This is a genomic window from Limosilactobacillus ingluviei DSM 15946 (genome assembly GCF_001435775.1).
Classification (GTDB): Bacteria; Bacillota; Bacilli; order Lactobacillales; family Lactobacillaceae; genus Limosilactobacillus; species Limosilactobacillus ingluviei.
In genome coordinates this window covers 23,612-45,330 of sequence record NZ_AZFK01000001.1, presented here as the reverse complement: position 1 = coordinate 45,330, position 21,719 = coordinate 23,612, and the positions used below count along the sequence as shown (strand labels likewise).

Sequence of the window (21,719 nt, the reverse complement as noted above, 5' to 3'; positions counted from 1 at the left end):
TTTTTTAATTAATTTTTGAAGCTCTTGATTGATTAGCTGCATCAGCAACTCTTATATGTTATCAAATCATCAACTCACTGTCAACAACTTTTTTAAATTGTTTAGAGCTGACCAGCAGTGATTTATTTAACTGCCGTGACAACGATATCTAATATACCGGGTTCTCCCGTTCCTGTCAATCGTCTTTTTAATTCTTTTTTGAGTTTTTCTATTATCTTAACTATAACCCCTGACCCAGGAAATAAGTTCGTTTATTCGTTAGGATTGCAACTCCCGAAAAACAATTCATTCGCATTTAAAAGGTGTGACGAAAATCATATAAACAATCATAGACTTCCATCGCTGCTAAATCGAGATCATCAAACACCAATTGTTCTTGTTGACGTACCCGTCGGACGATGAATTCTTGCCGCGTTGGTTGATAACTAACCTCACATACATAAACACCAAATTGCGTAAATTCGCGAATTTGGGGAGCGGTTCCCCGAACGGCGGTCATTGCTTGCAAGCGTCGAATAATTTTAATCAGCCTTGATTCCACTTTCTTCACCTCACTTTTCATTGTACCTGAAACAACGGCCTGATAAAAAAGAAAACGAGCAACTTAACCGTTACTCGCTAATTTGCAACCTTATCTGGTTTAATCATCAGGGCAATCATCCCCGCAAAAATCCCAAAGTAGTAGGTTAATAATCGCCATAAGAACATGGCCAACACTAACTTGCTTTGGGAATGAACAAAACTTAAAAAAAGAACCGAAAAGCTGTACTCAGCACCGCCAGTGCCCCCCGGAATCGGAAACAAGGAAATGATCATAAAAATCAAAACGTGCAAGCTCATTACCATCACCAGGTTAATCCCAGTCACGCCTAACGCCAATAAAATGAAATAGGGAATGATATAGTACGCTAACAGTTGTAATAGGGTTACCACTGCAACTTTCCCCAGTTTATTGTATTCTCGTTTCATTTTGACGCTCTCTTGATAAAACGTATCAATCTTCTGATTCAGTTTGTGCCCTAACCGTTGGTAACGATGCTCCCCGCCAAACCATCGGACCGGCAAAAGCACCAAATTCGTCACTCGTTTGGTAAAACTGTACCAATACATCACCATTAACAAGGCCACAATGACGCCCAAATGGATTGTAAACCCAAACAGGACCAGCAGTGACAACGCATGCAGTTTTTCCGCAATATAATGAAACCCAATGACAATACTAATTATAAAGTTCACCACAATCATCGCTTGAAAGACGACAAACTTCATCAAGAGAACCGAGCTGGCCATTCCCCCTTCGACCCCCGCTTGCAGCATTGCCACCAGTTGCGCTGGTTGACCCCCCGTCGAAAATGGGGTTAACCCGTTAAACAATTGCTCAATCAATGGTAAGCGGAAAGCGTTCTTCCAGGTAAAGGTCGGGTAGCGATCCGTCATAAAAATCTTTACAACCACCCCTTCGAGCCCTAGGTAAAGCACAATACAACCAATCGCAACGGCAAACCATCCCCAGCGCAAGTGGGCTAAATCGACGCCCAATTGCGTCAGGTTCGTATGGCGCAGGGAAAAAGCAAAAATTCCCAACCCGCCCAACAGCATCAATACCAGGACGAACCAATTTTTTCGCGACATCTTAACGCTCCTTTGCCTGCAACTGATAGAAGTCTTCCCACACCTTGGCCAGGTGGTCCTTTGAGTAGCGCTGGGCTGCCAACTGTGCTTGGGCCCGCCAATAGGCCAACTGGTCCGGCTGAGCAATTAACTCGCGTAAGGCGCTTTGCATCGCTGCTTGATCAGCGGCTGGCTGATAATAACCATCAATAATAGAACGATATAGGGGCAAATCCCGCAACATTACCGGGGTCCCACAACTAAAAGCCTCCAAGACCGACATTGGGAACAATTCATTATAAGATGGCAATAAAAACAGGTCGGCTAAATTGTTGTATTCCGCCACTACCTGTCGAGAAACGATCCCCGGGAAGCGCAAGTTAGCCGGCGGATTTTCAACAACTTGTTTCAACTGCTTGTAGCCATCCGTCATCGCCCCGAAGGAAAAGCCGCCCGCCCAAATAAACAGGACGTCTGGATTAGCCTTTGCCAACCGAATGAAATCAAAAATTCCCTTTCGTTCTTGGAGCTGGCCGCTGCCAAAGACCACGAATTGATCCGCTGGCACCTGATACTTTTGCCGCAAGGTCCGCCTTTTTTCGGCACTGACTGGATGAAAGTGCTCCGCGTCTACAAAATTAGGAATATACGTAATCCGTTCCTTAGGAATTCCGTACGCGGCAAGTGGCGGAATGAAGGCCGGATTTACCACCACCAAGTGATCCATCCGCTTATAAAAGGCAATGATGTAATGGTAAAAAAGACTCCGCCATGGTTGGGGAATCTTTAAACTACCTTCTAATGTTTCTGGCAAAAAGTGGACATAGCCAATCTTGCGCCCCCGCCGCCTCGAAAAGGTCGACAAAAAGTAAGAGGGGTTAATCGTATGATAGTGACTAATATCGGTTGTCCGCCACGAATTAATGGCCAAATCGAATTCATCAGCAAACCGTTCCTTTAGTAACGCGATCAATTCGTTATAAGCACTGCCGACCCCTTGCCCCTTTACGGAATCAGCCTGTGAAAACATGGTGATTTTTAACATTATTTACTCCTCATAAACGGCAAGCGCAACCGCGGATTATGAGCGGCGTGCTCTTGGGCCAAGCGTTGCTGACACTCCTGATAAAATTCAACCACGCGTTGGCCAAAAACCGTCGCCGAAATTTCGTGCAACTTCGCCTGGCGTTTTCGTAAATCTTCGGGCACCGCTGGCTTTTGCAAGTAGTACAAGACCCCCTTCACCAAGCCCGACCGTTGCTGAAAGACTTGTCCAATCGCCGGATCATCAAGCAAGTGGGCCGTATAATCACTTTTCATTACTACCAGTGGCAAGGCAGAAGCCAAGGCCTCGTCATAAGTCAACCCTTGCGATTCGGAATCTGACGCCGAGACAAAGACATCCGCCAATTGATAATAATGATACACCTCATCATTATCAACCTGGCCGACAAAGGTAACGTGTTCGGTCAGCTTCATTTCCCGGACCTGCCGTTCCAAGGTGGGACGCGCCGGCCCGTCCCCCACAATCAGCAAATGCGTCGTTGGTTGAACCGCGAGAATATCCGGTAAAGCCGCAATCAGGGCTTGAATGTTCTTTTCAAAGGCCAGGCGGCTTAGTGACAAGAGCACCGGCGTGGCAGCATCCAGCCCCAATTGCTCACGGCGGGCCAAACGTTGGGCCGGGGTATCAATTTGTTGGTAGCGATCCAGGTTAACCCCCGTTGGAATAATTTTGATGGGAGCTTCCACCCCATAGCCCAACAAAGTATCTAAAACCCGCTCACTTGGCGCAATCACCCCATCGATGTTGCGCATATACAACCGCGCTAACCGGGCCACGTCGCGGGGCTTTAGGATCCGCCCGTTGGCAATGTAGTGCAAGTAGTCTTGATACATCGTGTGGTAAGTATGCAGACACGGAATCCCTAATTCATTGGCCACCAGCTTGCCCATCATCCCCAAGGAAAATTCCGTCTGGTTATGCACGATATCCAATTGCAAGCGTTTGGCAACGCGCAAGACCTTTAGCCAGCCCGTTACGGCAATCCGCCGGTCCGTAAAGGAAATAAAGGGGACGCTTTTAAAGCGGTAAATCCCCTTTTCAGGCTCGGAATGTGGGGCCGCGGGGTCCGTTGTGGTAAAAATATAGACCTCATGCCCATTCTTGATTAATTCATCCCGCAAAGTCTTGATTGACGTTGCCACGCCACTGACTTGCGGAAAGTACGTATCTGTAAACAAACCGATTTTCAAGCTGCCCTCTCCTTTATCAATTCCGGTCCGGTCGGCCGGGCTCATTTCAATCGTTAGTCTGATTTTTTCATTTTAAACGGAAATCTGAGCCTTGGCAAACCAGACCTATATTTTGATTAATCCGGCTGCTTCAAACCTGCCTGCGGAGCTTGTTTGGCCAACCATGCTTCGACTAATTCGGCAACTTCATCGTCATTTTCCAAGGCTAACGCTTTTTTGACCAGCGGTTGCAGCTGCCGGACCGATAAACTGCGAATCAACTGGCGCAACGGCAAAATCGCCGCCAAGGGAACCGAAAGTTCATCCAAGCCCATGGCCAACAATAACGGTTGGGCTAACTTAACGGTTGCCATCTCACCACACAAGCTGATCCATTTCCCCTCGGCATGAGCCGCCTGGATCACCTGCCGAATTGCCCGCAAAACCGCTGGGTTCAATACGGAGTAGTGGTGGTTTAGTGGTGAGGTGGTCCGTTCCGTTGCAAAAAGATACTGGACTAAATCATTGGAGCCGATGCTGAAGAAGTCCGCGTATTTAGCAAACTGATCGGCCATTAAAACCGCGGCGGGCGTTTCAATCATCATCCCCACTTCAAGCTGCTCGGCAACCGGGTGCCCAGCCGCCACCAGCTTTCGTTTTTCCTGATCCAAAATCGCCAACGCGCGCTGAAATTCATCGATCGTCGCAACAAAGGGAAACATGATGGCCAATTGCCCATAGACTGACGCGCGCAACAAAGCCCGTAACTGGGTCCGTAAGATCACCGGGTCCGCCAGGAGCCGCCGAATGCCCCGGTCAGTGACTAAATTGGCACCTGGCTGTTTGTCAGCCCCCAGATCCTGAACCCGAATCACGACCCGGTGCTTAGGCATGGCCAACAACGCCGCCTTATACGCGGCAACTTGCTCCTCTTCCGTAACGGGCCGGGCCGGATCTAAAAACAAGTACTCACTCCGGTACAAACCGATCCCTTCGGCCCCGGCTTGCGCCAATTGTTTTAATTCCGCCGGCAACGTTACATTGGCCGCAATTTTGTACCGACTACCATCCGCAGTCACAGTCGTCGCAGTCGCCAAGGCGCCTAATTCTTGTTGCTTACGTTGATACTGCGCAGCCAAGCGCTGGTAGTGGTCAATTTCTTGGGGCGTGGGTTGCAAAATCAGCTTGCCATGCTCACCATCCACAATCGCCACCATATCTTCAGCGGCTTGGGTAGTTGCTGAATGCGTTCCTACTACCGCTGGCAACCCCAATTCGGCCACTAACAGGGCCGAATGGGCCGTTGCGCCCCCTTGATCAGTTACCACCCCCGCCACTAACCGGGGATCAAAACTGGCCACCAAACTGGGACTGACCTGATGGGCGACGATCACGGCCCGGTGATCCAACCGGGGCATCGTTGGCCGGTCTAAGAGGTGGCCAAGCAAGCGATGGCCCACATCTTGTAAGCTGGTCAACCGGGCTTGCTGGGCCCGACTGGGGGTCAGCCCAGCTTGTTCGTCCAGGTAGGCTTGTACCGCACTGGCCGCGGTAATTTTTTCACTCACCACCCGCCGGCTGAGGGTCGCTTGAAATTGCCAATCGTTAATTAACGCCAGTTGAGCTTGTAAGGTCTCTTGGACCTCATTGCCGTAATTGGCGCTGGCTTGCCGGGAGATTTGGGTCAGTTCATCTGCGGTAATACGAAAAGAATCATGAAGCCGTTCGACCTCATGATTCACATCGGTTGTTATTTGCTGTTCAACTGGCCCTTTGGCATCCCCCAACAGGTGCACCGGTGCAATCACAATTCCACCACTGGCGGCAATCCCGCTGAGTAATTTTGACATCTTAGCCAGCCAAGCCTTCCTTGGCCATCGTTTCAGCAATTGCTGCGATTGCTTCTGCTTCGTCGTCCCCATCAGCTGAGATGGTAACGTCAGCGTTTTGGCCAACCCCAAGGGACATAACCCCCATGATAGACTTCAGGTTTACGCTCTTGCCGTTGTAAGTCAACGTAATGTCGGAGGCAAACTTTGAAGCAGTTTGAACCAAGATCGTAGCTGGGCGGGCGTGAATCCCAGTTTCAGCAGTAATGTTAAAATCGCGTTTTTCCATTGTAATCAGTCTCCTTAGCACAATAAAGATTGTTGTTCGTATTGGCAAGCTCAACCAACACGCACCTTTAAAACCAATTGTAGCAATTGTAAGCGGTAAATACAAGAAACTTCCCGACCGAATTCCAGAAAGCCGGCCGGCCCAAGCCAAATTAAGTCTGCTAACAAGAGAACTTAATTTTCTTCATTTACTTGCCGGTGATAATGAACTTCCCCACCGCGATGCGCTTCGCCCACAATTTGGGTCTTATACTGGTACTCGCGGTAAGCCACTTGAAAGGCCATAAATTCGGCAGGTGTAATTACCAATTCATCCCGCTTTCCCGTCCGCAAGGCTTCTAATTCTGCCATGTAGTCCATGTCATCCCCCCTTTCTTCATCACTTAAGATTTTAGCACATTCCTGAATTCCTCCTTTAGCATTCAGTCTTGATGAGTGCTAAAATTTAGGTAACCGTTCACAAAAACTGGAACACTAATTACTTGCTTTCAAACCGAAAGTCAGTATAATTAGAGCCAATAGTCAAGAAAGGTCAAAAAATTGACCGCCGGCAAGGGGGAACCATACAGTGAAATGTCAAATCTGTCAGCAAAACCAAGCAACAATTCATCTTCAGATGATGATGAACGGCCAAAAGATGCAGATCGACCTCTGCCAAAGCTGTTATGAAAAATTACAAAACCAACAAATGCAAATGTTAAATGGGGGTAGTGATATGAATAATGCCTTTGGGTTTGCAAACCTGGATGATTTTATGAACGCAATGAGCAACATGCAAAATCAAGCGGCCAACAACAGCCAAAGCCAACGCCAAGGCGGCAATAACCGCCGGGGGAAAGGCGTCTTAGGTCAATTCGGGATCAATATGACCGACCTGGCCCGCCAAGGCAAGATCGACCCGGTCATTGGACGGGATAAAGAAATCCACCGGGTCATCGAAATTTTAAACCGGCGGACTAAGAACAACCCGGTCTTAATCGGGGAAGCCGGGGTCGGAAAGACTTCCGTCGTCGAAGGGCTCGCCACGGCGATCGTATCTGGTGAAGTGCCAGAAAAGCTAGCGAATAAGGAAATCATTCGTTTGGACGTAGTCTCCTTGGTACAAGGCACCGGGATTCGGGGCCAATTTGAAAAGCGGATGCAACAATTGATCGATGAAGTCTCCAAGAACCATAACATCATCCTCTTCATCGACGAAATCCATGAAATCATGGGGGCCGGCAATGCTGAAGGTGGCATGGACGCCGGCAACGTCTTAAAGCCCGCCTTAGCCCGGGGTGAATTCCAACTGATCGGGGCCACGACCTTAAACGAATACCGCAAGATCGAAAAGGACGGCGCCTTGGCCCGGCGGTTCCAACCAGTGGAAGTCGCAGAACCAAGCGTGGAAGAAACGATTAAGATTCTGGAAGGAATCAAGAGTCGCTACCAAGATTACCACCACGTCAAGTACACTGACGACGCCTTGGTGGCAGCCGTTAAATTGTCCGACCGCTACATCCAAGACCGCTACTTGCCGGACAAGGCGATTGACTTGTTGGACGAAGCAGGTTCCCGGAAGAATTTGACCCTCAAGAACGTTGATCCCAACGCCATTGAAAATCAAATTCACACCGCCGAAGCCCACAAGCAACAAGCCGTTGAAAGTCAAGACTACGAAAAGGCCGCCTTCTACCGGGACCAAGTTGAAAAATTAACCAAGGCCAAGAAGGAAGCCGAAGAAAATAAGGTGACTGACGAGGCCGTCGTGGACGTGGCCGATATGGAACACATTGTCGAAGAAAAGACCAACATTCCGGTCGGTGACTTGCAAAAGCAAGAACAAAACCAACTCCGGGACTTAGATCAAGAATTGGAAAAGCACGTCATTGGCCAAAACGAAGCGGTCGACAAGATCGCTCGGGCCATCCGGCGGAACCGGATTGGGCTCAACAAGTCGGGACGGCCAATTGGCAGCTTCCTGTTCGTTGGCCCAACGGGGGTCGGCAAGACGGAAACGGCCAAGCAATTGGCTAAGCAGCTCTTTGGCTCCAAGGACGCAATGATTCGGTTTGATATGTCTGAATACATGGACAAGACGTCGACTTCCAAGTTGATCGGGGCTGCCCCAGGCTACGTCGGTTACGAAGAAGCTGGGCAGCTGACCGAACAAGTCCGGCGGCACCCGTACAGCCTGATTTTGCTTGATGAAGTAGAAAAGGCGCACCCGGATGTCATGCACATGTTCTTGCAAATCTTAGACGACGGGCGCCTGACCGACTCCCAAGGGCGGACGGTTTCCTTTAAAGACACGATCATTATCATGACCTCCAACGCCGGGTCTGGTGACGCCGTCGTTAGCGTTGGCTTCGGGGCAGAAGCAGCTAACCATACTAATTCCGTCATGGACAAGCTGACCGACTACTTCAAGCCAGAATTCTTGAACCGGTTTGACGACATTGTTGAATTCAACGCCTTAACCAAGGCGGACTTGATGCAGATCGTTGGTTTGATGATCGACGACGTCAACCACATGCTGGCTGATCGCGACTTACACGTCACGGTCCCACAAGCCGTCGAAGAAAAGTTGGTCGACCTGGGCTACAACCCGAAGATGGGGGCCCGGCCGTTGCGGCGGGTCATCCAAGAACAAATTGAAGACCACGTGGCCGACTTTGTCTTAGAACACAACAACGATCACCGTTTGCAAGCCGCCTTGGATGACGAAGGCCAAATTATCGTAACCGCCGAAACCAGTCAAAATCAATTAACCCCATCCACGGATGGGACGGTGACCACCACCGACTAACCGCAATGCAAAACTGAACTAAGCAAGAAAGCCCCCTGGCCAATCATGGTCAGGAGGCTTTCTCAATTCAAAAAACAGGATGCCGGCGTGGCATCCTGTTTTTTTTAGCGCGTTAATTTTAAAGTCAGTAGATTAAAGAGCGCGTTGCTCACTTAGCCAACTTGGATCGTTCCGTTCGCCACCAGGAAGATCGACAGCACGGACAGTGCCAGTACCAGGACGATGACCGTCTTTTCGGCTGTCGTCATCTTGCGGTTTTCTTCCTTGCAGCATTGCCAGTAGATGACAAAGCCAGGAATGAAACTGATCGAAACCAGCAGCACTTGTTGCCAACCTGCCAAGATCATGCAGGCAAATTGGAACCCAGCGGCCAGCAGCCCGATCGTGAATTGACCCCATTCTTGGTTTTCAGCACTGTACTTCATTTGGTACAGCCCCACCAGCAGGTAGGAGAAGAGGATCGCGGCCGCACACAAGGAGTAAGCAAAGGTGTAGGCTTGTTCCGTGAAGAGCAAGGAGAAGAGGAAGATCGTTTGTAAGACCCCGGTAATCATCAAGGAAGCCGTTGGTGCTCCCTTGGCGTTTACCTTCCCCCACATCTTTGGCATTGCCTTGTCTTCGGCGACCAACATCGTCGTTTCGGCTGGCAACATCGTCCAGGACAACCAGGAGATAATCGTGGAGATGATTAACCCAACGTTAATCATTACCCCACCCCAGTGACCAACAACGGCTTCCAGAACACTCCCTAAGGCTGGTTGCGTCCCAGCTGCTAATTGGGCCCGGGTCAGCGTCCCGTATGGCAAGATGGAGATTAAAATGTAGATTAAGAGCAAGAGGATAAACCCGATGATCGAAGCTTGTTCCGCTTGTGAACGGGTCTTGGCCCGGTGCGCCATCACGGACGCCCCTTCGACCCCGATGAAGACCCAAATCAAGGTCATCAAGGTCCCCTTCATTTGTTCCCAAACGGAGCCGGTCGTGGTCCCCTTGGAGAAGTTATTGGCCACGTGGCCCCAGAAGTCGGTCGTAAAGATGCCGCCCTTAAAGGAAATGACCATCAAAATGATGAACAAGACCAGTGGGATGATCTTGAAGACCGTCCCAATTGAGTTAATGAACGAGGCACTTTCCACCCCTTGGTTAACCAAGATCGTCAACAGCCAGCAGAAGATGATCGCGACAATGATCGAAGGCAGGTTTTGGCCCCCCTTGAAGATTGGCAAGAACGTCCCTAAGGAACTCATCAGCATCGTCGCAAAGGCAATGTTCCCCAGCCATGCCGACAGCCAGTAGGACCACCCGGAGATAAATTCCCCCAGGGGACCAAAGCCGGCCCCGGCATAAGAGAAGATCCCCGCTTCTAAGTCGGGCCGCTTGTTTGACAAGTTGTTCAACGACAGCACCAGCATCAAAATCCCAAAGCCGACAAACAGCCAAGCTAAGAGGGCTGGCCCTGGGGCCGCCGCCATGGAAACGTTAGTCGTGATCCCAAAGATCCCCGTCCCGATACAGGAACTGACGATCAGGGCGATCAGCTCCGTCCGGCTAATCCCTTTTTTATTTTCCATTTTCAAATTCCTCGATTCTGTTATTTTTCAAAGTCAAATGGATCAATCAATAATTGCTGACCTTACCCGGGCGAATCAACCCGGCCAAGGCAAATTAACTTTAACGTAATTCAGTGGGTAAAAAAAGCGGGGCTGACCCGTGGTAGTCGTTGGTACCATCGGATCACCTCCGCTTGATTGAGGATAATTAGAGATCCTCACGAACGATTGGGCAGGACATGCACCGCGGACCACCACGACCCCGGGATAATTCACTCGAGCGAACCTCGTGAACCAAAATCCCGTGTTCACGCAGCAAGTCATTGGATACGTAGTTCCGGTTGTAGGTTACCACGACCCCTGGCGCAATCGTCAGAGTGTTGGAGCCATCGTTCCATTGTTCACGTGGGGCAACGATTGGGTCGCCGTTCCCAGTTGGAATCAAGTCGATTTCTGACTTGTTCAAGGCCTTCTTTAAGACTTCCTTGATGTCCGTGTGGTGTTCCATCGTGATTTCACCATCCTTGCCTGGGTGCAGAACCCAAGTGTCGATTTGGCCATTGTCGTCCATGATCGCCGGGTGAACAGTAAACTGATCGTAGTTGATCATCGTGAACACCGTGTCAAGGTGCATCATCGCGTGGTTGTGTGGAATTGAGATGGCAATTACCGTGTCGTAATCGGAGTCAGCAAAGAGGTTCTTTGCGATGTCTTCGATTGCGTCCGCCGTCGTCCGTTCGGAAATCCCGATGGCCAAGACGTGGTCAGACAATACCAATTCGTCCCCACCTTCGATGTGCGTGTCGTGGTTCCGGTCACGCCATACCTTCACCTTACCGGCAAAGCGTGGGTTGTGCTTGATGATGTATTCCGTAATCAAGGATTCCCGTTGCCGAGCAGCAAAGGTCATGCGGTTAATGGAGATCCCTTCCCCGATGGACGCTTGTGGGTCCCGGGTGAAGTAGGCGTTTGGCATTGGGTCCATCAAGAATGGCCAATCCGTGTTTTCAGAAACGGATTGTAAGTCAGCGTGCTTGATGTCGATTTCTTCAGCCCGGACCCCTTCGATGATCTTGTCGACCATTTCTTGTGGCGTCATAGCGGACAGGTAAGCGATCAAGGCGTCGTGGGTGGCCCCAGCAACGTAACCTGATTCAGCTACCATCCGGGTTAAGAATTCTTGCCGCACTGCGTCGTCAGCTAAGGCTTCGGCTGCCAATTTTTCAAAGTAAATAACTTCGATATCTTGGTCCCGCAGCGTTTGGGCAAAGTAATCATGTTCTTCTTGGGCAATTGGCAAGTATGGGATGTCATCAAAGAGCAGCCGTTCCATGGAGTCAGGCGTGATGTTTTCAATTTCACGACCTGGCCGGTGGAGCATAACCGTCTTCAACTTGCCGATTTCAGAAGTAACGTGGATCGGACTAGTCATAATACTACACTCCTCTTTATTGAGTTCAAAGTAACTAAGAGAATCACATCAGGGGTGATTAACCGTGAATCACCGTCCCAAGCTTGCCGGCCAGAGCATCATCCAGTCCGGATAAGGACGTGATGATTGCTTCACGCTCTGGGTGTCCTTCAACAAAGGACAGGCAGGCTTGAATCTTTGGCAACATGCTTCCGGCAGCGAAGTGGCCTGCTGCCATGTATTCCTTCGCTTCATCGACAGAGATGTTTTCCAGCCGCTTTTGATCTGGTTGGTTGAAGTTGATGTAAACATAGTCAACCGCCGTCAAAATAATCAGCTTATCTGCGTCAATGTTGTCAGCTAACAAGGCACTGGACCGGTCTTTGTCGATCACGGCTGGGACCCCTTGCAGGCCGTCATCCGTAATCACAACCGGGATCCCGCCCCCACCACCAGCGATGACTAAGTCACCGTTGTTGATCAAGGTTTCGATACTGTCGAGTTCGATGATCTTCTTTGGCAGTGGGGATGGAACAACTTGCCGGTAACCACGACCTGCGTCTTCGACGAAGGTGTAGCCCTTTTCGGCCGCGATTTGTTCCGCTTGTTCCTTGGAGTAGAAGTCCCCGACTGGCTTGGTTGGGTTTTCAAAAGCCGGGTCGGTTGGGTCAACGGCGATTTGCGTAACCGTCGTTACCACGTTCTTCTTCATCCAGCGCTTGTGCAGCTCATTTTGAAGACTCTGTTGCAAATGGTAGCCGATGTAACCCTGGCTCATGGCCCCACATTCTGGGAATGGGAAGGCCGCCGTCTTGCCGTTTTCAGCGGCAAAATTCATCCCGAGGTTGATTTGACCAACTTGCGGACCGTTCCCGTGGCTGATCACCACTTGGTGACCCGCGTCAATCAAGCCCACCAATGAAGCTGCCGTGTTCTTCACGAGCTCCAATTGTTCTTCTGGGGATTTGCCCAGGGCGTTTCCCCCTAATGCTACAACTACCTTTGCCATTTACAAGTCCTCCTAATTATTCACCTAAGGTTGCCACCATCACAGCCTTGATCGTGTGCATCCGGTTTTCAGCTTCACGGAAGACAACGGATTGTTCGCTTTCGAAGACTTCGTCCGTAACTTCCATTTCCTTTAAGCCGTACTTTTCAAAGATCTTCTTACCAACACCAGTTTCTTGGTCGTGGAAGGCTGGCAAGCAGTGTTCGAAGATCGCATTTGGATTTTCGGTTGCTTCCATAACTTCCTTGGTAACTTGGTAAGGCTTGAGCAGCTTGATCCGTTCTTCCCAAACTTCGTCAGGTTCACCCATGGATACCCAAACGTCGGCGTAGATTACGTCCATGCCCTTGACACCTTCCTTGATGTCATTGGAAACAACGATCTTGGCCCCGGTCTTAGCAGCGATTGCTTGCGCCTTGTTGAGCACTTCTGGTTCTGGGTTCAATTCCTTTGGCGTTACCACGTGGTATTCCATCCCCATAACAGCGGCCCCCAGCATCAAAGCGTTCGAAACGTTGTCTTGGCCGTCACCAACAAAGGCAAACTTGATGTCCTTGTATTCCTTCTTCAGCACTTCCTTGGCCGTCAAGAAGTCCGCCAAAACTTGCGTTGGGTGGTCTTCATCAGTCAGACCGTTCCAAACCGGAACCCCAGAGTATTCTGCCAGGATTTCAGCGTTGCGTTGGGAGAAGCCCCGGTATTCGATCCCGTCGAACATCCCACCTAACACGCGGGCCGTGTCCTTAACGGATTCCTTGTAACCGATGTGGGAACCAGATGGGCCGAGGTAAGTTACGTGTGCCCCTTGGTCCTTTGCCCCAACTTCGAAGGCACACCGCGTCCGCGTAGAACTCTTTTCAAAGATCAAGGCAATGTTCTTGCCCTTGAGCTTTTGTTGTTCCGTCCCAGCGTACTTTGCCTTCTTCAGGTCTTCAGCCAAGTTCAACATGTATTCCATTTCACGGGTGTTGAAATCAGCCAGCGTCAAAAAACTACGATTCCGTAAATTAAAAGCCATCGATCTATATCCTCCTAAGATTGTGTAACAACTTTATTTACAAGTATTATTTTAGAAAGCGTTTTCCTAAAGTGACGATTATTTTGCGCATTGCTCACAAAATCGGGGAATTTTTTTTGTAAAATGTGCTAAAATGCAAGCTGGACTGTCGGGTTTATTTGCGCTAAATGCATAATCGAACGCAAGATTGAATGAACCCGGAGCTCTGTGAATATTTTTACTTTCGATTCTTGGAAGCGCTCTTTTTCCGATTGCTTCAAGAAAATTCAAATGTGTTTAAAAAAGGAGCAACGTACGCTATGAACTTCTACATTGCCGACCCCAATCCAACCAACCGTGAGCTCTTCGCGGAGTTGATCGAGCGCAGCTTTGACAACTATGTCGTGGGCCAAACCGCCTCAGCTTCACAGGCTTACCTGGATTTGCTGGAATTACGGGTCGACATCATGATTGTCAGTACCGATTTGACCCCTTATGACGGCATTGAACTAGTGCGCCGCTTAAAAGAAGTTAACAGCCGGCCGCGCTTTATTCTCACCGGGACCAAATTGACGCCCGCTCGAAAAGAAGCGGCGTACAAAGAAAAGATCGACATCGTTTTAAACGAACCGCTGCAAGCAATTGAAGTCAAGCACATCCTCCAGCTGATTGGCGGGTACGTCAACATGACTAACCGGCTGGCGGCCATCTATGAATTGGCCCTCGCCAGCCCGGCCTCCTACCAACGGCCGCAATCGGCGCAACGCAAACGAATCGATCACGTCAACTCCGTCTTGATGTTTTTGGGAATCGCCGCCGAAACCGGTAGTGAAGATATCCGCCGGATCGTCAAATTAATGGTCGACCAAAACGTCAACTTTGCCAGCATCAACTTTGAACGGGACCTGCAAATGACCGAACACGATAAAAAGGTCGTCTTCCAGCGGATTCGCCGTTCGCTAAAGGCCGGGATCACCAACCTGGCCACGATGTGCATCGACTACCCGGAAAACGAAATCCTCTTAGAGTACGCCAACAACCTCTTTGAATACCAAAACGTCCATAGCGAAATGCAGCGACAACGCAATGAGGAAGCGCCGAAGAGTCAGATTTCTCTCCAGCACTTCTTTGATGGCCTGTGGCAAGAAAGTTTCCGTTCCTAGGCTGAGCATATAATATAGTAGAAAGTAGTAAATCGGTTCACTTTACAGTAAACAAAAACAGCGGCTGGACACTGGTCCAACCGCTGTTTTTTACGAGCCTAAGCCTGCTTATTGCGCCCCAGAGCGCGCCATAATGGAACCACCAATAAAGGCACGACCAACGCCGTCAAGAGGGCCTCGGCCACCCCGTTGGTCCCAACGATCGCCGCTAGGGCCACCCCTAAGTGGGCCTGATCAACGTGGTAACCCGCAGCCACTTGCGGGGTATTGGCAAAGAGGTAAATGCCACCAAGCACTAAAACGGTATTGGTCAAGGCCGCTACCAAGCCGCTCAGGGCCGCCGCCAAGCCAATTTTTCCCCACCGCCGGATCAGGGCAAAGACCACGCCCGCCACCAAGCCGACTAAGAGCCGCGGAACCACCGAAATCAAGGGGTTGGTAAAGAGCAAGGGCGCCAGGGCACTACTCGGGTAAACAAAGGCGCGGATAAAGGTCAAGCCCCCCCAAACGCCCCCAGCCAACGTCCCTTCTAAGGGCCCAAACAAAGCGGCAATCACAGCCACGGTAATCGGCATCGTGGTGATTGACAAGGGCCCCACCGGCAGATTGCCCAAGAATGGCACCAAATCTTGAATCACAATTAACACCAACAATAAACTCCGGCGGGTCAACCGCCGGATCTGCGCACGCTGCTGCATTCTGTTTCCTCCGTTCTAAAGTTAATGTCTTATTTTAAATCACTTTCCCGCAAAAGGGAAGCCAGCGGGCGACAAGCGGCCGTTAAAGCGGTATACTTAAAGCAAACCACGCAAATATTGGGGTGAATAATATGAAAGACGAATTTAAAACCGGTAACCCAATCTGGATTTACTACCGGGACATTGATAACAATAACAACCTTCGCCTGCCCCAGCTTCTCCGGGGGCACCTCGGGCAAAGTTACGAAATTAAAAAACTGCCGATTCCTAACTACACCTTGATTCAAACCACCGGGACCTTACACGGGACTTTTGATACGACGGCTAAAAGCGTTTGTTTTTACTACCGGAAGCAAACCTGGGGCGAGATTCAAAACGTCAAGCTCTACTTATACCTGAAGACCCCGGTCCAACTTTACGATCAAGTCGCGGGGATGCCCTTGACCGAAACCCTGCCGGCCGGAATCTACGTTAAAACTTTCCAACGGGTGGCGACCACCACGCGCGAATTTTGGTACCAGGTCAATGCTGATCAGTGGGTCAAATTTGATGACGCCCAGATGCGGTTGGTTAATGATGATCCCTTCCAAGCTGATGCGCCAACCCCGTCGGTTGTGGATCTGACGTATTTACAGTTAAACCACGTCCCGGCAACCGTGGACTTCTTGCCCCACCGGACGGTCGACACCTATGAAAAGCCATACGGCGCCAGCCAAACCAAACTTGCCAACGGCAGCCCGTTGCGCTTAATTGCCCGGGTAACCGATGAAAATGGCGTTACCTGGTACCAAACCGAAACCACCGGCTATATCAATGCCGCCTACGTCAAAGTCAATGAGGAGGAAAACGAATGAAAATCGCAATTGCCGGCGCTGGCAACATGGGCAGCGCCATTTTAACCGGGCTCAAAGCCGCGGGGCAAACAGAACTGCTCGCTTTAAATCCCGTCAATCCCCGGGTCAGCGAATTTGCCACGGCCAACCAAATCGAACTGGTTCACACCCCAGCAGACTTAATCGCTAAGCACCCCGCTGTCGTAATCTTAACGACCCCGGCCCCCATCACGTTAGACGTCGCACGCCAACTGGCGGACCTACCAGCGGACACTTTGCTCATCTCGGCTGCCGCGGGGGTTAAATTGGCCGACCTGCAAGCGGCCTTACCCAACCACGGCTTAGCGGCCATGATTCCTAACACCCCGGTGGCGGTCAACGCCGGCACGATCGGCTTAGCCCTAGGATCTACGCTGACGGCTGCGCAAACCACCACCATTACTGAGCTGTTGGACCAACTCGGCGACGTGATTAAAGTCAAAGAAGCTGACCTTGATATCATCGGGGTGGTGGGCGGTTGCGGACCGGCCTTTGTCGATGTCTTGATGGATGCCTTTGCTGACGCTGCCGTTAAGCACGGCTTAAACCGGCAAACCGCCTACCAAGTCGTCGCCAGCATGGTCAAGGGGAGCGGCAGTCTCGCTACCGCCACGGGCCTGGCGCCCGCCCTCTTGCGCGACCAAGTCACCTCGCCGGGCGGGACGACGATCCAGGGGGTCAGCGCCCTCGAAGCCCACGGTTTCCGCGGGGCCGCCATCGCCGCGATCGATGCGGCGGCCGGCAAATAACAATGGTAAATCCGGTGCGTAGGTTACGGCCGGATTTTTTTCGGCGCTTGGTTTGTCAAAGCCTGCGCAAAGGCTTATGATGGAAAATGTTAATTTAGATTCGCGGCGGGCACCTTATAGCCTCCGCCTGAAGGAGTAAAACATATGACTGCAGAATTTATCCCCCTGGTCTTAGGGAGTGACTTTAACGCTTACGGGATGGCGCGGGCGATTCACGCCACTTACGGCATCAAATCGGAATTGTTTGCCCGGGCGGCATTAGCCCCAACGAAGTACTCGAAGATCGTCAACCTTCACGTCCACCCGGACTTGCAAGAGCCAGCTGTCTTTTGCGACCTGTTGATCAAGGCCGCCGACCAATTCAAACAAGCCACCGGCAAGCCGGTCCTCTTGATTTCGTGCGGCGACGACTACACGGAACTGGTCGCTAAGAACCGGGCCGCCTTGGCGGAACACATGATTTGCCCCTACGCCGACTACGAAACGATTGCCACTTTAACCGACAAGGAAAAGTTTTACGAAGTCTGCGAAAAGTACGGGCTGCCCTACCCGAAAACGGCGATTTTGCCACCGGACCTCGATTACGCTAACTACGTCTCGCCTTTTGACTACCCGGTGGCCTTAAAGGCGGCTGACGCGGTAGAATGGCACAAGGGGAACTTTGCGGGCTACGAAAAGGCCTACATCATCAATGACCAAGCCCGCCTGCGCGAAGTCTTGAAGATCATCTACGAAGCTAGCCCTTACCAAGGGGACTTGATCTTGCAAGAGTTCATCCCCGGCGACGACAGTAACATGCGGACGATGAACGCCTACGTGGATCAATACCACCAGGTTAAGATGCTCAGCTTAGGCCACCCGCTTTTGGAAGATTGCAACCCGGCCAACGTTGGGAACTACGTGGCAATCCTGCCGGCTTACGACGAAAAGCTCTACCAACAAGTCCAACACTTCTTGGAAGCCGTCAACTTCACCGGCTACGTCAACTTTGACTTTAAGTATGACGCCCGCGATCACACCTATAAGGTCTTTGACCTCAACCCCCGCCAGGGCCGCAGTTCTTTCTTTGTCTCCTTGAATGGCAACGCCATGCCATCCTTCCCGGTCCAAGACTACATTGAAGGCAGCCTCAAGGACGCGCCGACCCTCTACGCCAACCAGGACGAAAGCAAATACCAAGTCTGGCTCGGGGTCGCCAAGGGCACGTTCCTGAAGTATGCTAAAGACAACGCCGCTAAGCAAACTGCCCAGGCCTTGATTCAAAAGGGCCAATGGGGCACGACCTTTAGCTACGCCGCGGATATGAACTTCAAGCGTTGGCTCTTGGGCAAACGGATCGATTATAACTACGCAAAGAACTTTAAACTCTTCTTTATTCAAAAGGGTGATTTGAAGTAACCTGATACCAAATGGCTCCCGCCTGTCTGCTGACAGGTCGAGAGCCTTTTTAACATGCCGGCAAATCAATCACTTGGTAGCTAAAACCGTGCGCTTCAATAAAGCGCAGGACGTCTTGGTTGGCCAAGAAAATCGTGTGGGTATTTTCGTTGGGATGAAAGGTCCAAATCGGCTGGTCGAGGACCATTTGATCGATGTAGACTTGGACGTCTTTTTCTTGATTGTTCATCAGGCCAAAGGGCGAGATGATCCCGGGCCGCAAGCCCAGTTCCGCCGTAATTTCTTCATCCTTGGCCATTGAAATTCGCTTCGCCCCACTGATTTCCTGAAAGGCCTTGAAGTCCATCCGCTTGCGGTCATCCATAATCACCAGGTAGTGCCGCTTCTTTTTATCATGTAAAAACATGGTCTTGGTGCGGGCCCCTTCCAAGCCTTCAATGTAGTGATCGGCCTGTTCGGTCGTTTCAGCCGCCGGGTGGTCCACCACGGTATACTTGATCCCCAGCCGGTCCAGTTCAGCAATGCACTGCTGATAGGTTGCTCTTACTTCACCGTCTGCCATCTGATCCCCTCCACTTATTGTAATCGTTTTCAGGAGTATTATAACATACATAAAACCGGTCGCTCACCCGCGCTGGGGGTAACGACCGGTTTATCAGTTTAAGCTAATTCTTGGTTCACCATTTGCGGCTGCGGGCGGGCCGGACCGGTCGGATCTTCCGCCGGTTGCTTCACCCCCACCAAGAGCCGCAGGGCGTTTAAGACGGCAATCAAGGTGACCCCCACGTCAGCAAAGACCGCTTCCCAGAGGTTAACTACCCCAAAGGCTGCGCAAGCCAGGAAGGCCAGCTTGATCAACAGGGCAAAGGCGATGTTTTCTTGGGCAATCCGGCGGGTCTTTTGGGCGATGTGGCGCACTTGCAAGATTGCACTCGGGTTGTCATGCATCAAGACCAGGTCGGCGGCTTCAATCGCGGCGTCTGATCCCAGCCCCCCCATCGCAATCCCGAGGTCACTGCCGGCCAGGACCGGGGTATCATTGAGCCCGTCGCCAACGAAGGCGACCTTGCCCCGGCGGCGTTGCTGCAAGCGGTGGACGAGGGTCAACTTATCGGCCGGTAGGAGGTTGGCGTGGACTTCATCGACCCCCAGCTCCGCGGCGACAGCCTGAGCCGTGGCTTGATTGTCCCCGGTCAACATCACCGTTTGGCCAATCCCGCTGGCCTTTAAACCAGCCAGGGTGGCCTTGGCGTCCGGCTTGACGGTATCAGCTACCACAATCGCCCCTTGGTATTGGCCAGCCAGGGCCACGTAGACCACCGTCCCCACCGTAGCTTGGACGGGCGCAAAGCCTTGCACGGCCTGTTCGGTCATCAACTTAGCGTTCCCGACCAAGAGGACCTGGCCCTGGTAGGTCGCCTTGATCCCCCGACCAACCAGTTCTTCAGGAGCTTCGGCCGTGCCCTTGACGTTGGCGGCCTGGACCAGGGCCTTGGCAATCGGGTGCGGCGAGGCTTGTTCCGCCAGGGCCGCCAACTTTAACAGGTCGGCAGAACTGCCGTGGACTGGCAGCAGCTGGCTAACCGTAAAGCGGCCCTTAGTCAAAGTCCCGGTCTTATCAAAGACCATCGTTTGAACCTGATTCAAGACGTCTAAGTAGTTGCTGCCCTTGACTAAGACGCCCACCTTGGAGGCCGCCCCGATCCCGCTAAAGTAGCTCAGTGGGACCGAAATCACCAGGGCACAGGGACACGAAATCACTAACACGCTCAGCGCCCGGTAGAACCAGGTCCCCCAATCTGCCCCTAACGCCAGGGGGGGCACCAGCGCCACTAAGGCGGCTAACCCCACTACCGCCGGGGTATAGATCCGGCTGAAGCGGGTAATGAAGTTTTCGACCTTAGTCTTCTTCTCGCTGGCGGCTTCCACCAGCTGCAAAATCTTAGCGACCGTTGATTCCCCGTAGGCCTTCGTAACTTTCAGGGTCAAGACCCCGCTCTGGTTGACGGTCCCGCTTAAAATTTCCTCACCGACCGTTACCAAGACCGGTTGACTTTCGCCGGTCAACGCCGCGGTATCCAGGTAGGATTCACCCGCGACAACTTGCCCGTCTAGGGGCACCTTTTCGCCCGGCTTGACCTGGATCAAATCACCAACGGCGACGAGTTCGGGCTTGACCGGATTGATTTTATCCGGGCCGACCACTAAGTTGGCAAAGTCCGGCCGGAGCTTAAGTAAAGCACTGATTGACTGCTTAGAATTGGCCACCGCCAAATCCTGAAAGAAGTCGCCGATCTGGTAAAAGAGTATCACTGCTACCGCTTCGGCAAACTGGCCAATCAACAGCGCCCCAATCGTCGCGATCGCCATCAAAAAGTTTTCATCAAACAACCGGCCGTGACGAAGGTTCTTGACTGCCGCCGCTAAAATTTCACCCCCGACCAACACATACGCCACCAATAAGAGGCTGTCTTTTAGCAGGCTGGGCATGGCCACTAACAAGCTCACCGCCAATAACAGTGCGCTGAGCGCGGCCCGGGCCCCCGCTTGGCGTTGCTCGGAATTCAAATTCTGCAATTGCCACTTCATTGCGTTCTCCCTCTTTCTTTAAAATCGTTTCCATTCACATATAAACATATATGAATATGTTTCCTATAATGTACCATGCCCCCGGCATTTAGGCAATCCCTAAACTGCAACATTCCACCCATGCCGAAACATTTAGCAAGGATCGTCGCCTAACCCTGACTGGCGTGGGCTTGAACTTGGCGCAAAATCGTCAACACGTGATGGTCCGTTAATTGGTAGTAAATATAGCGACCATCGCGCTGGCCGATCACCACCCCGGCCTGGCGCAAAATCATTAATTGGTGCGACATCGCCGGTTGGGAAATCCCCAGGCGCTCCGCCAGCTCATTGACCGTCAGCGGTCCCTCGGCCAAAATCGTGACGATCAAATAGCGGGTCCTGTCCCCAAAGGCCTTAAAAAAGGTCACTACCCGATCCAGCTCTTCATTCTTTGGTACTTCAAATGGTTCGGTCGTCATTTCATCTTCCCTTTCCGTTATCAATATTACCTATTGTACGCCCCTTCCGTCACTTAACCAATCAAAAAACTGCG

The 21,719-nt window shown here is 51.4% G+C and carries 20 protein-coding genes; 5 read left to right on the top strand and 15 right to left on the bottom strand.

The genetic code is table 11. From position 1 onward, the window contains the following. Positions 1–295 precede the first annotated feature (295 nt). The 7 genes from FC43_RS00205 to FC43_RS00175 form a co-directional block, all read right to left on the bottom strand. Positions 296–541, bottom strand: coding sequence for a DUF1797 family protein (locus tag FC43_RS00205; RefSeq protein WP_019206988.1), 246 nt, complete (start codon positions 539–541; stop codon positions 296–298). Positions 542–618: 77 nt separating this feature from the next. Further along, positions 619–1,632 carry a lysylphosphatidylglycerol synthase transmembrane domain-containing protein gene (locus FC43_RS00200; RefSeq protein WP_056953236.1) on the bottom strand — a complete coding sequence of 338 codons (1,014 nt, stop codon included), beginning with the start codon at positions 1,630–1,632 and terminating at the stop codon, positions 619–621. Between the two features lies 1 nt (position 1,633). Next, on the bottom strand, positions 1,634–2,656 hold the full coding sequence (locus tag FC43_RS00195; protein ID WP_056953235.1) for a glycosyltransferase family 4 protein: 1,023 nt from the start codon (positions 2,654–2,656) through the stop codon (positions 1,634–1,636). Next, positions 2,656–3,867, bottom strand: coding sequence for a glycosyltransferase family 4 protein (locus FC43_RS00190; RefSeq protein WP_082611410.1), 1,212 nt, complete (start codon positions 3,865–3,867; stop codon positions 2,656–2,658). The genes FC43_RS00195 and FC43_RS00190 overlap by 1 nt, the downstream gene beginning before the upstream one ends. A 116-nt stretch (positions 3,868–3,983) precedes the next feature. Continuing rightward, positions 3,984–5,696 carry a phosphoenolpyruvate--protein phosphotransferase gene (ptsP, locus tag FC43_RS00185; RefSeq protein ID WP_056953233.1) on the bottom strand — a complete coding sequence of 571 codons (1,713 nt, stop codon included), beginning with the start codon at positions 5,694–5,696 and terminating at the stop codon, positions 3,984–3,986. Between the two features lies 1 nt (position 5,697). After that, positions 5,698–5,964 (bottom strand): phosphocarrier protein HPr, encoded by a 267-nt coding sequence (locus tag FC43_RS00180; protein ID WP_019206983.1) that lies wholly within the window; start codon positions 5,962–5,964, stop codon positions 5,698–5,700. A 173-nt stretch (positions 5,965–6,137) separates the two neighbouring features. Then, entirely contained in the window at positions 6,138–6,323 is a 186-nt protein-coding gene (locus FC43_RS00175) for a hypothetical protein (protein ID WP_019206981.1), read from the bottom strand. A gap of 208 nt (positions 6,324–6,531) precedes the next feature. Between FC43_RS00175 and FC43_RS00170 the strand changes: the two genes are divergently transcribed. After that, complete coding sequence (locus FC43_RS00170; RefSeq protein WP_056953232.1) at positions 6,532–8,751, top strand: ATP-dependent Clp protease ATP-binding subunit; 2,220 nt, start codon at positions 6,532–6,534, stop codon at positions 8,749–8,751. 152 nt (positions 8,752–8,903) lie between these two features. Here FC43_RS00170 and FC43_RS00165 read toward each other — a convergent pair whose 3' ends face one another. The 4 genes from FC43_RS00165 to argF all read right to left on the bottom strand — a co-directional run bounded on the left by FC43_RS00165 (position 8,904) and on the right by argF (position 13,739). Beyond that, positions 8,904–10,322 (bottom strand): basic amino acid/polyamine antiporter, encoded by a 1,419-nt coding sequence (locus FC43_RS00165; RefSeq protein ID WP_019206979.1) that lies wholly within the window; start codon positions 10,320–10,322, stop codon positions 8,904–8,906. A 187-nt stretch (positions 10,323–10,509) separates the two neighbouring features. Then, a complete protein-coding gene (arcA, locus tag FC43_RS00160) occupies positions 10,510–11,733 on the bottom strand; it encodes an arginine deiminase (protein WP_019206977.1) in 1,224 nt (407 codons plus the stop codon). A gap of 58 nt (positions 11,734–11,791) precedes the next feature. After that, positions 11,792–12,721, bottom strand: coding sequence for a carbamate kinase (gene arcC, locus FC43_RS00155; RefSeq protein ID WP_056953231.1), 930 nt, complete (start codon positions 12,719–12,721; stop codon positions 11,792–11,794). 16 nt (positions 12,722–12,737) lie between these two features. Then, a complete protein-coding gene (argF, locus tag FC43_RS00150; RefSeq protein WP_019206975.1) occupies positions 12,738–13,739 on the bottom strand; it encodes an ornithine carbamoyltransferase in 1,002 nt (333 codons plus the stop codon). Positions 13,740–14,038: 299 nt separating this feature from the next. On the opposite strand from argF, the gene FC43_RS00145 reads away from it, so the two are divergent. After that, positions 14,039–14,881, top strand: coding sequence for a DNA-binding domain-containing protein (locus tag FC43_RS00145; protein ID WP_056953230.1), 843 nt, complete (start codon positions 14,039–14,041; stop codon positions 14,879–14,881). A 98-nt stretch (positions 14,882–14,979) separates the two neighbouring features. Here FC43_RS00145 and FC43_RS00140 read toward each other — a convergent pair whose 3' ends face one another. Further along, a complete protein-coding gene (locus tag FC43_RS00140; protein WP_019206973.1) occupies positions 14,980–15,579 on the bottom strand; it encodes an ECF transporter S component in 600 nt (199 codons plus the stop codon). 131 nt (positions 15,580–15,710) lie between these two features. On the opposite strand from FC43_RS00140, the gene FC43_RS00135 reads away from it, so the two are divergent. From FC43_RS00135 to FC43_RS00125, 3 genes are all read left to right on the top strand, one after another. After that, positions 15,711–16,433: a MucBP domain-containing protein gene (locus FC43_RS00135; RefSeq protein WP_056953228.1), complete on the top strand. Its 723-nt coding sequence runs from the start codon at positions 15,711–15,713 to the stop codon at positions 16,431–16,433. After that, positions 16,430–17,200 (top strand): pyrroline-5-carboxylate reductase, encoded by a 771-nt coding sequence (gene proC / locus FC43_RS00130; protein WP_056953227.1) that lies wholly within the window; start codon positions 16,430–16,432, stop codon positions 17,198–17,200. Before FC43_RS00135 ends, proC begins: the two co-directional genes overlap by 4 nt. A gap of 144 nt (positions 17,201–17,344) precedes the next feature. Continuing rightward, positions 17,345–18,598 (top strand): carboxylate--amine ligase, encoded by a 1,254-nt coding sequence (locus tag FC43_RS00125; RefSeq protein WP_056953226.1) that lies wholly within the window; start codon positions 17,345–17,347, stop codon positions 18,596–18,598. A 49-nt stretch (positions 18,599–18,647) separates the two neighbouring features. Here FC43_RS00125 and FC43_RS00120 read toward each other — a convergent pair whose 3' ends face one another. The 3 genes from FC43_RS00120 to FC43_RS00110 form a co-directional block, all read right to left on the bottom strand. Beyond that, the gene (locus tag FC43_RS00120) at positions 18,648–19,160 is read right to left on the bottom strand and encodes a prolyl-tRNA synthetase associated domain-containing protein (protein ID WP_056953225.1); all 513 of its coding nucleotides are present in this window, start codon (positions 19,158–19,160) and stop codon (positions 18,648–18,650) included. Between the two features lie 98 nt (positions 19,161–19,258). Continuing rightward, entirely contained in the window at positions 19,259–21,187 is a 1,929-nt protein-coding gene (locus tag FC43_RS00115) for a heavy metal translocating P-type ATPase (RefSeq protein WP_082611409.1), read from the bottom strand. Between the two features lie 149 nt (positions 21,188–21,336). Continuing rightward, entirely contained in the window at positions 21,337–21,645 is a 309-nt protein-coding gene (locus tag FC43_RS00110) for an ArsR/SmtB family transcription factor (protein ID WP_056953224.1), read from the bottom strand. Between the last annotated feature and the right edge of the window lie 74 nt (positions 21,646–21,719).

Excerpts from the sequence above, each read along its gene's own strand:
- FC43_RS00200 (WP_056953236.1), bottom strand. The coding sequence starts at position 1,632 with ATGTCGCGAAAAAATTGGTTCGTCCTGGTATTGATGCTGTTGGGCGGG.
- FC43_RS00195 (WP_056953235.1), bottom strand. The coding sequence starts at position 2,656 with ATGTTAAAAATCACCATGTTTTCACAGGCTGATTCCGTAAAGGGGCAA.
- ptsP (WP_056953233.1), bottom strand. The coding sequence starts at position 5,696 with ATGTCAAAATTACTCAGCGGGATTGCCGCCAGTGGTGGAATTGTGATT.
- FC43_RS00180 (WP_019206983.1), bottom strand. The coding sequence starts at position 5,964 with ATGGAAAAACGCGATTTTAACATTACTGCTGAAACTGGGATTCACGCC.
- FC43_RS00175 (WP_019206981.1), bottom strand. The coding sequence starts at position 6,323 with ATGGACTACATGGCAGAATTAGAAGCCTTGCGGACGGGAAAGCGGGAT.
- FC43_RS00165 (WP_019206979.1), bottom strand. The coding sequence starts at position 10,322 with ATGGAAAATAAAAAAGGGATTAGCCGGACGGAGCTGATCGCCCTGATC.
- arcA (WP_019206977.1), bottom strand. The coding sequence starts at position 11,733 with ATGACTAGTCCGATCCACGTTACTTCTGAAATCGGCAAGTTGAAGACG.
- arcC (WP_056953231.1), bottom strand. The coding sequence starts at position 12,721 with ATGGCAAAGGTAGTTGTAGCATTAGGGGGAAACGCCCTGGGCAAATCC.
- argF (WP_019206975.1), bottom strand. The coding sequence starts at position 13,739 with ATGGCTTTTAATTTACGGAATCGTAGTTTTTTGACGCTGGCTGATTTC.
- FC43_RS00145 (WP_056953230.1), top strand. The coding sequence starts at position 14,039 with ATGAACTTCTACATTGCCGACCCCAATCCAACCAACCGTGAGCTCTTC.
- FC43_RS00140 (WP_019206973.1), bottom strand. The coding sequence starts at position 15,579 with ATGCAGCAGCGTGCGCAGATCCGGCGGTTGACCCGCCGGAGTTTATTG.
- FC43_RS00135 (WP_056953228.1), top strand. The coding sequence starts at position 15,711 with ATGAAAGACGAATTTAAAACCGGTAACCCAATCTGGATTTACTACCGG.
- proC (WP_056953227.1), top strand. The coding sequence starts at position 16,430 with ATGAAAATCGCAATTGCCGGCGCTGGCAACATGGGCAGCGCCATTTTA.
- FC43_RS00125 (WP_056953226.1), top strand. The coding sequence starts at position 17,345 with ATGACTGCAGAATTTATCCCCCTGGTCTTAGGGAGTGACTTTAACGCT.
- FC43_RS00120 (WP_056953225.1), bottom strand. The coding sequence starts at position 19,160 with ATGGCAGACGGTGAAGTAAGAGCAACCTATCAGCAGTGCATTGCTGAA.
- FC43_RS00115 (WP_082611409.1), bottom strand. The coding sequence starts at position 21,187 with ATGAAGTGGCAATTGCAGAATTTGAATTCCGAGCAACGCCAAGCGGGG.
- FC43_RS00110 (WP_056953224.1), bottom strand. The coding sequence starts at position 21,645 with ATGACGACCGAACCATTTGAAGTACCAAAGAATGAAGAGCTGGATCGG.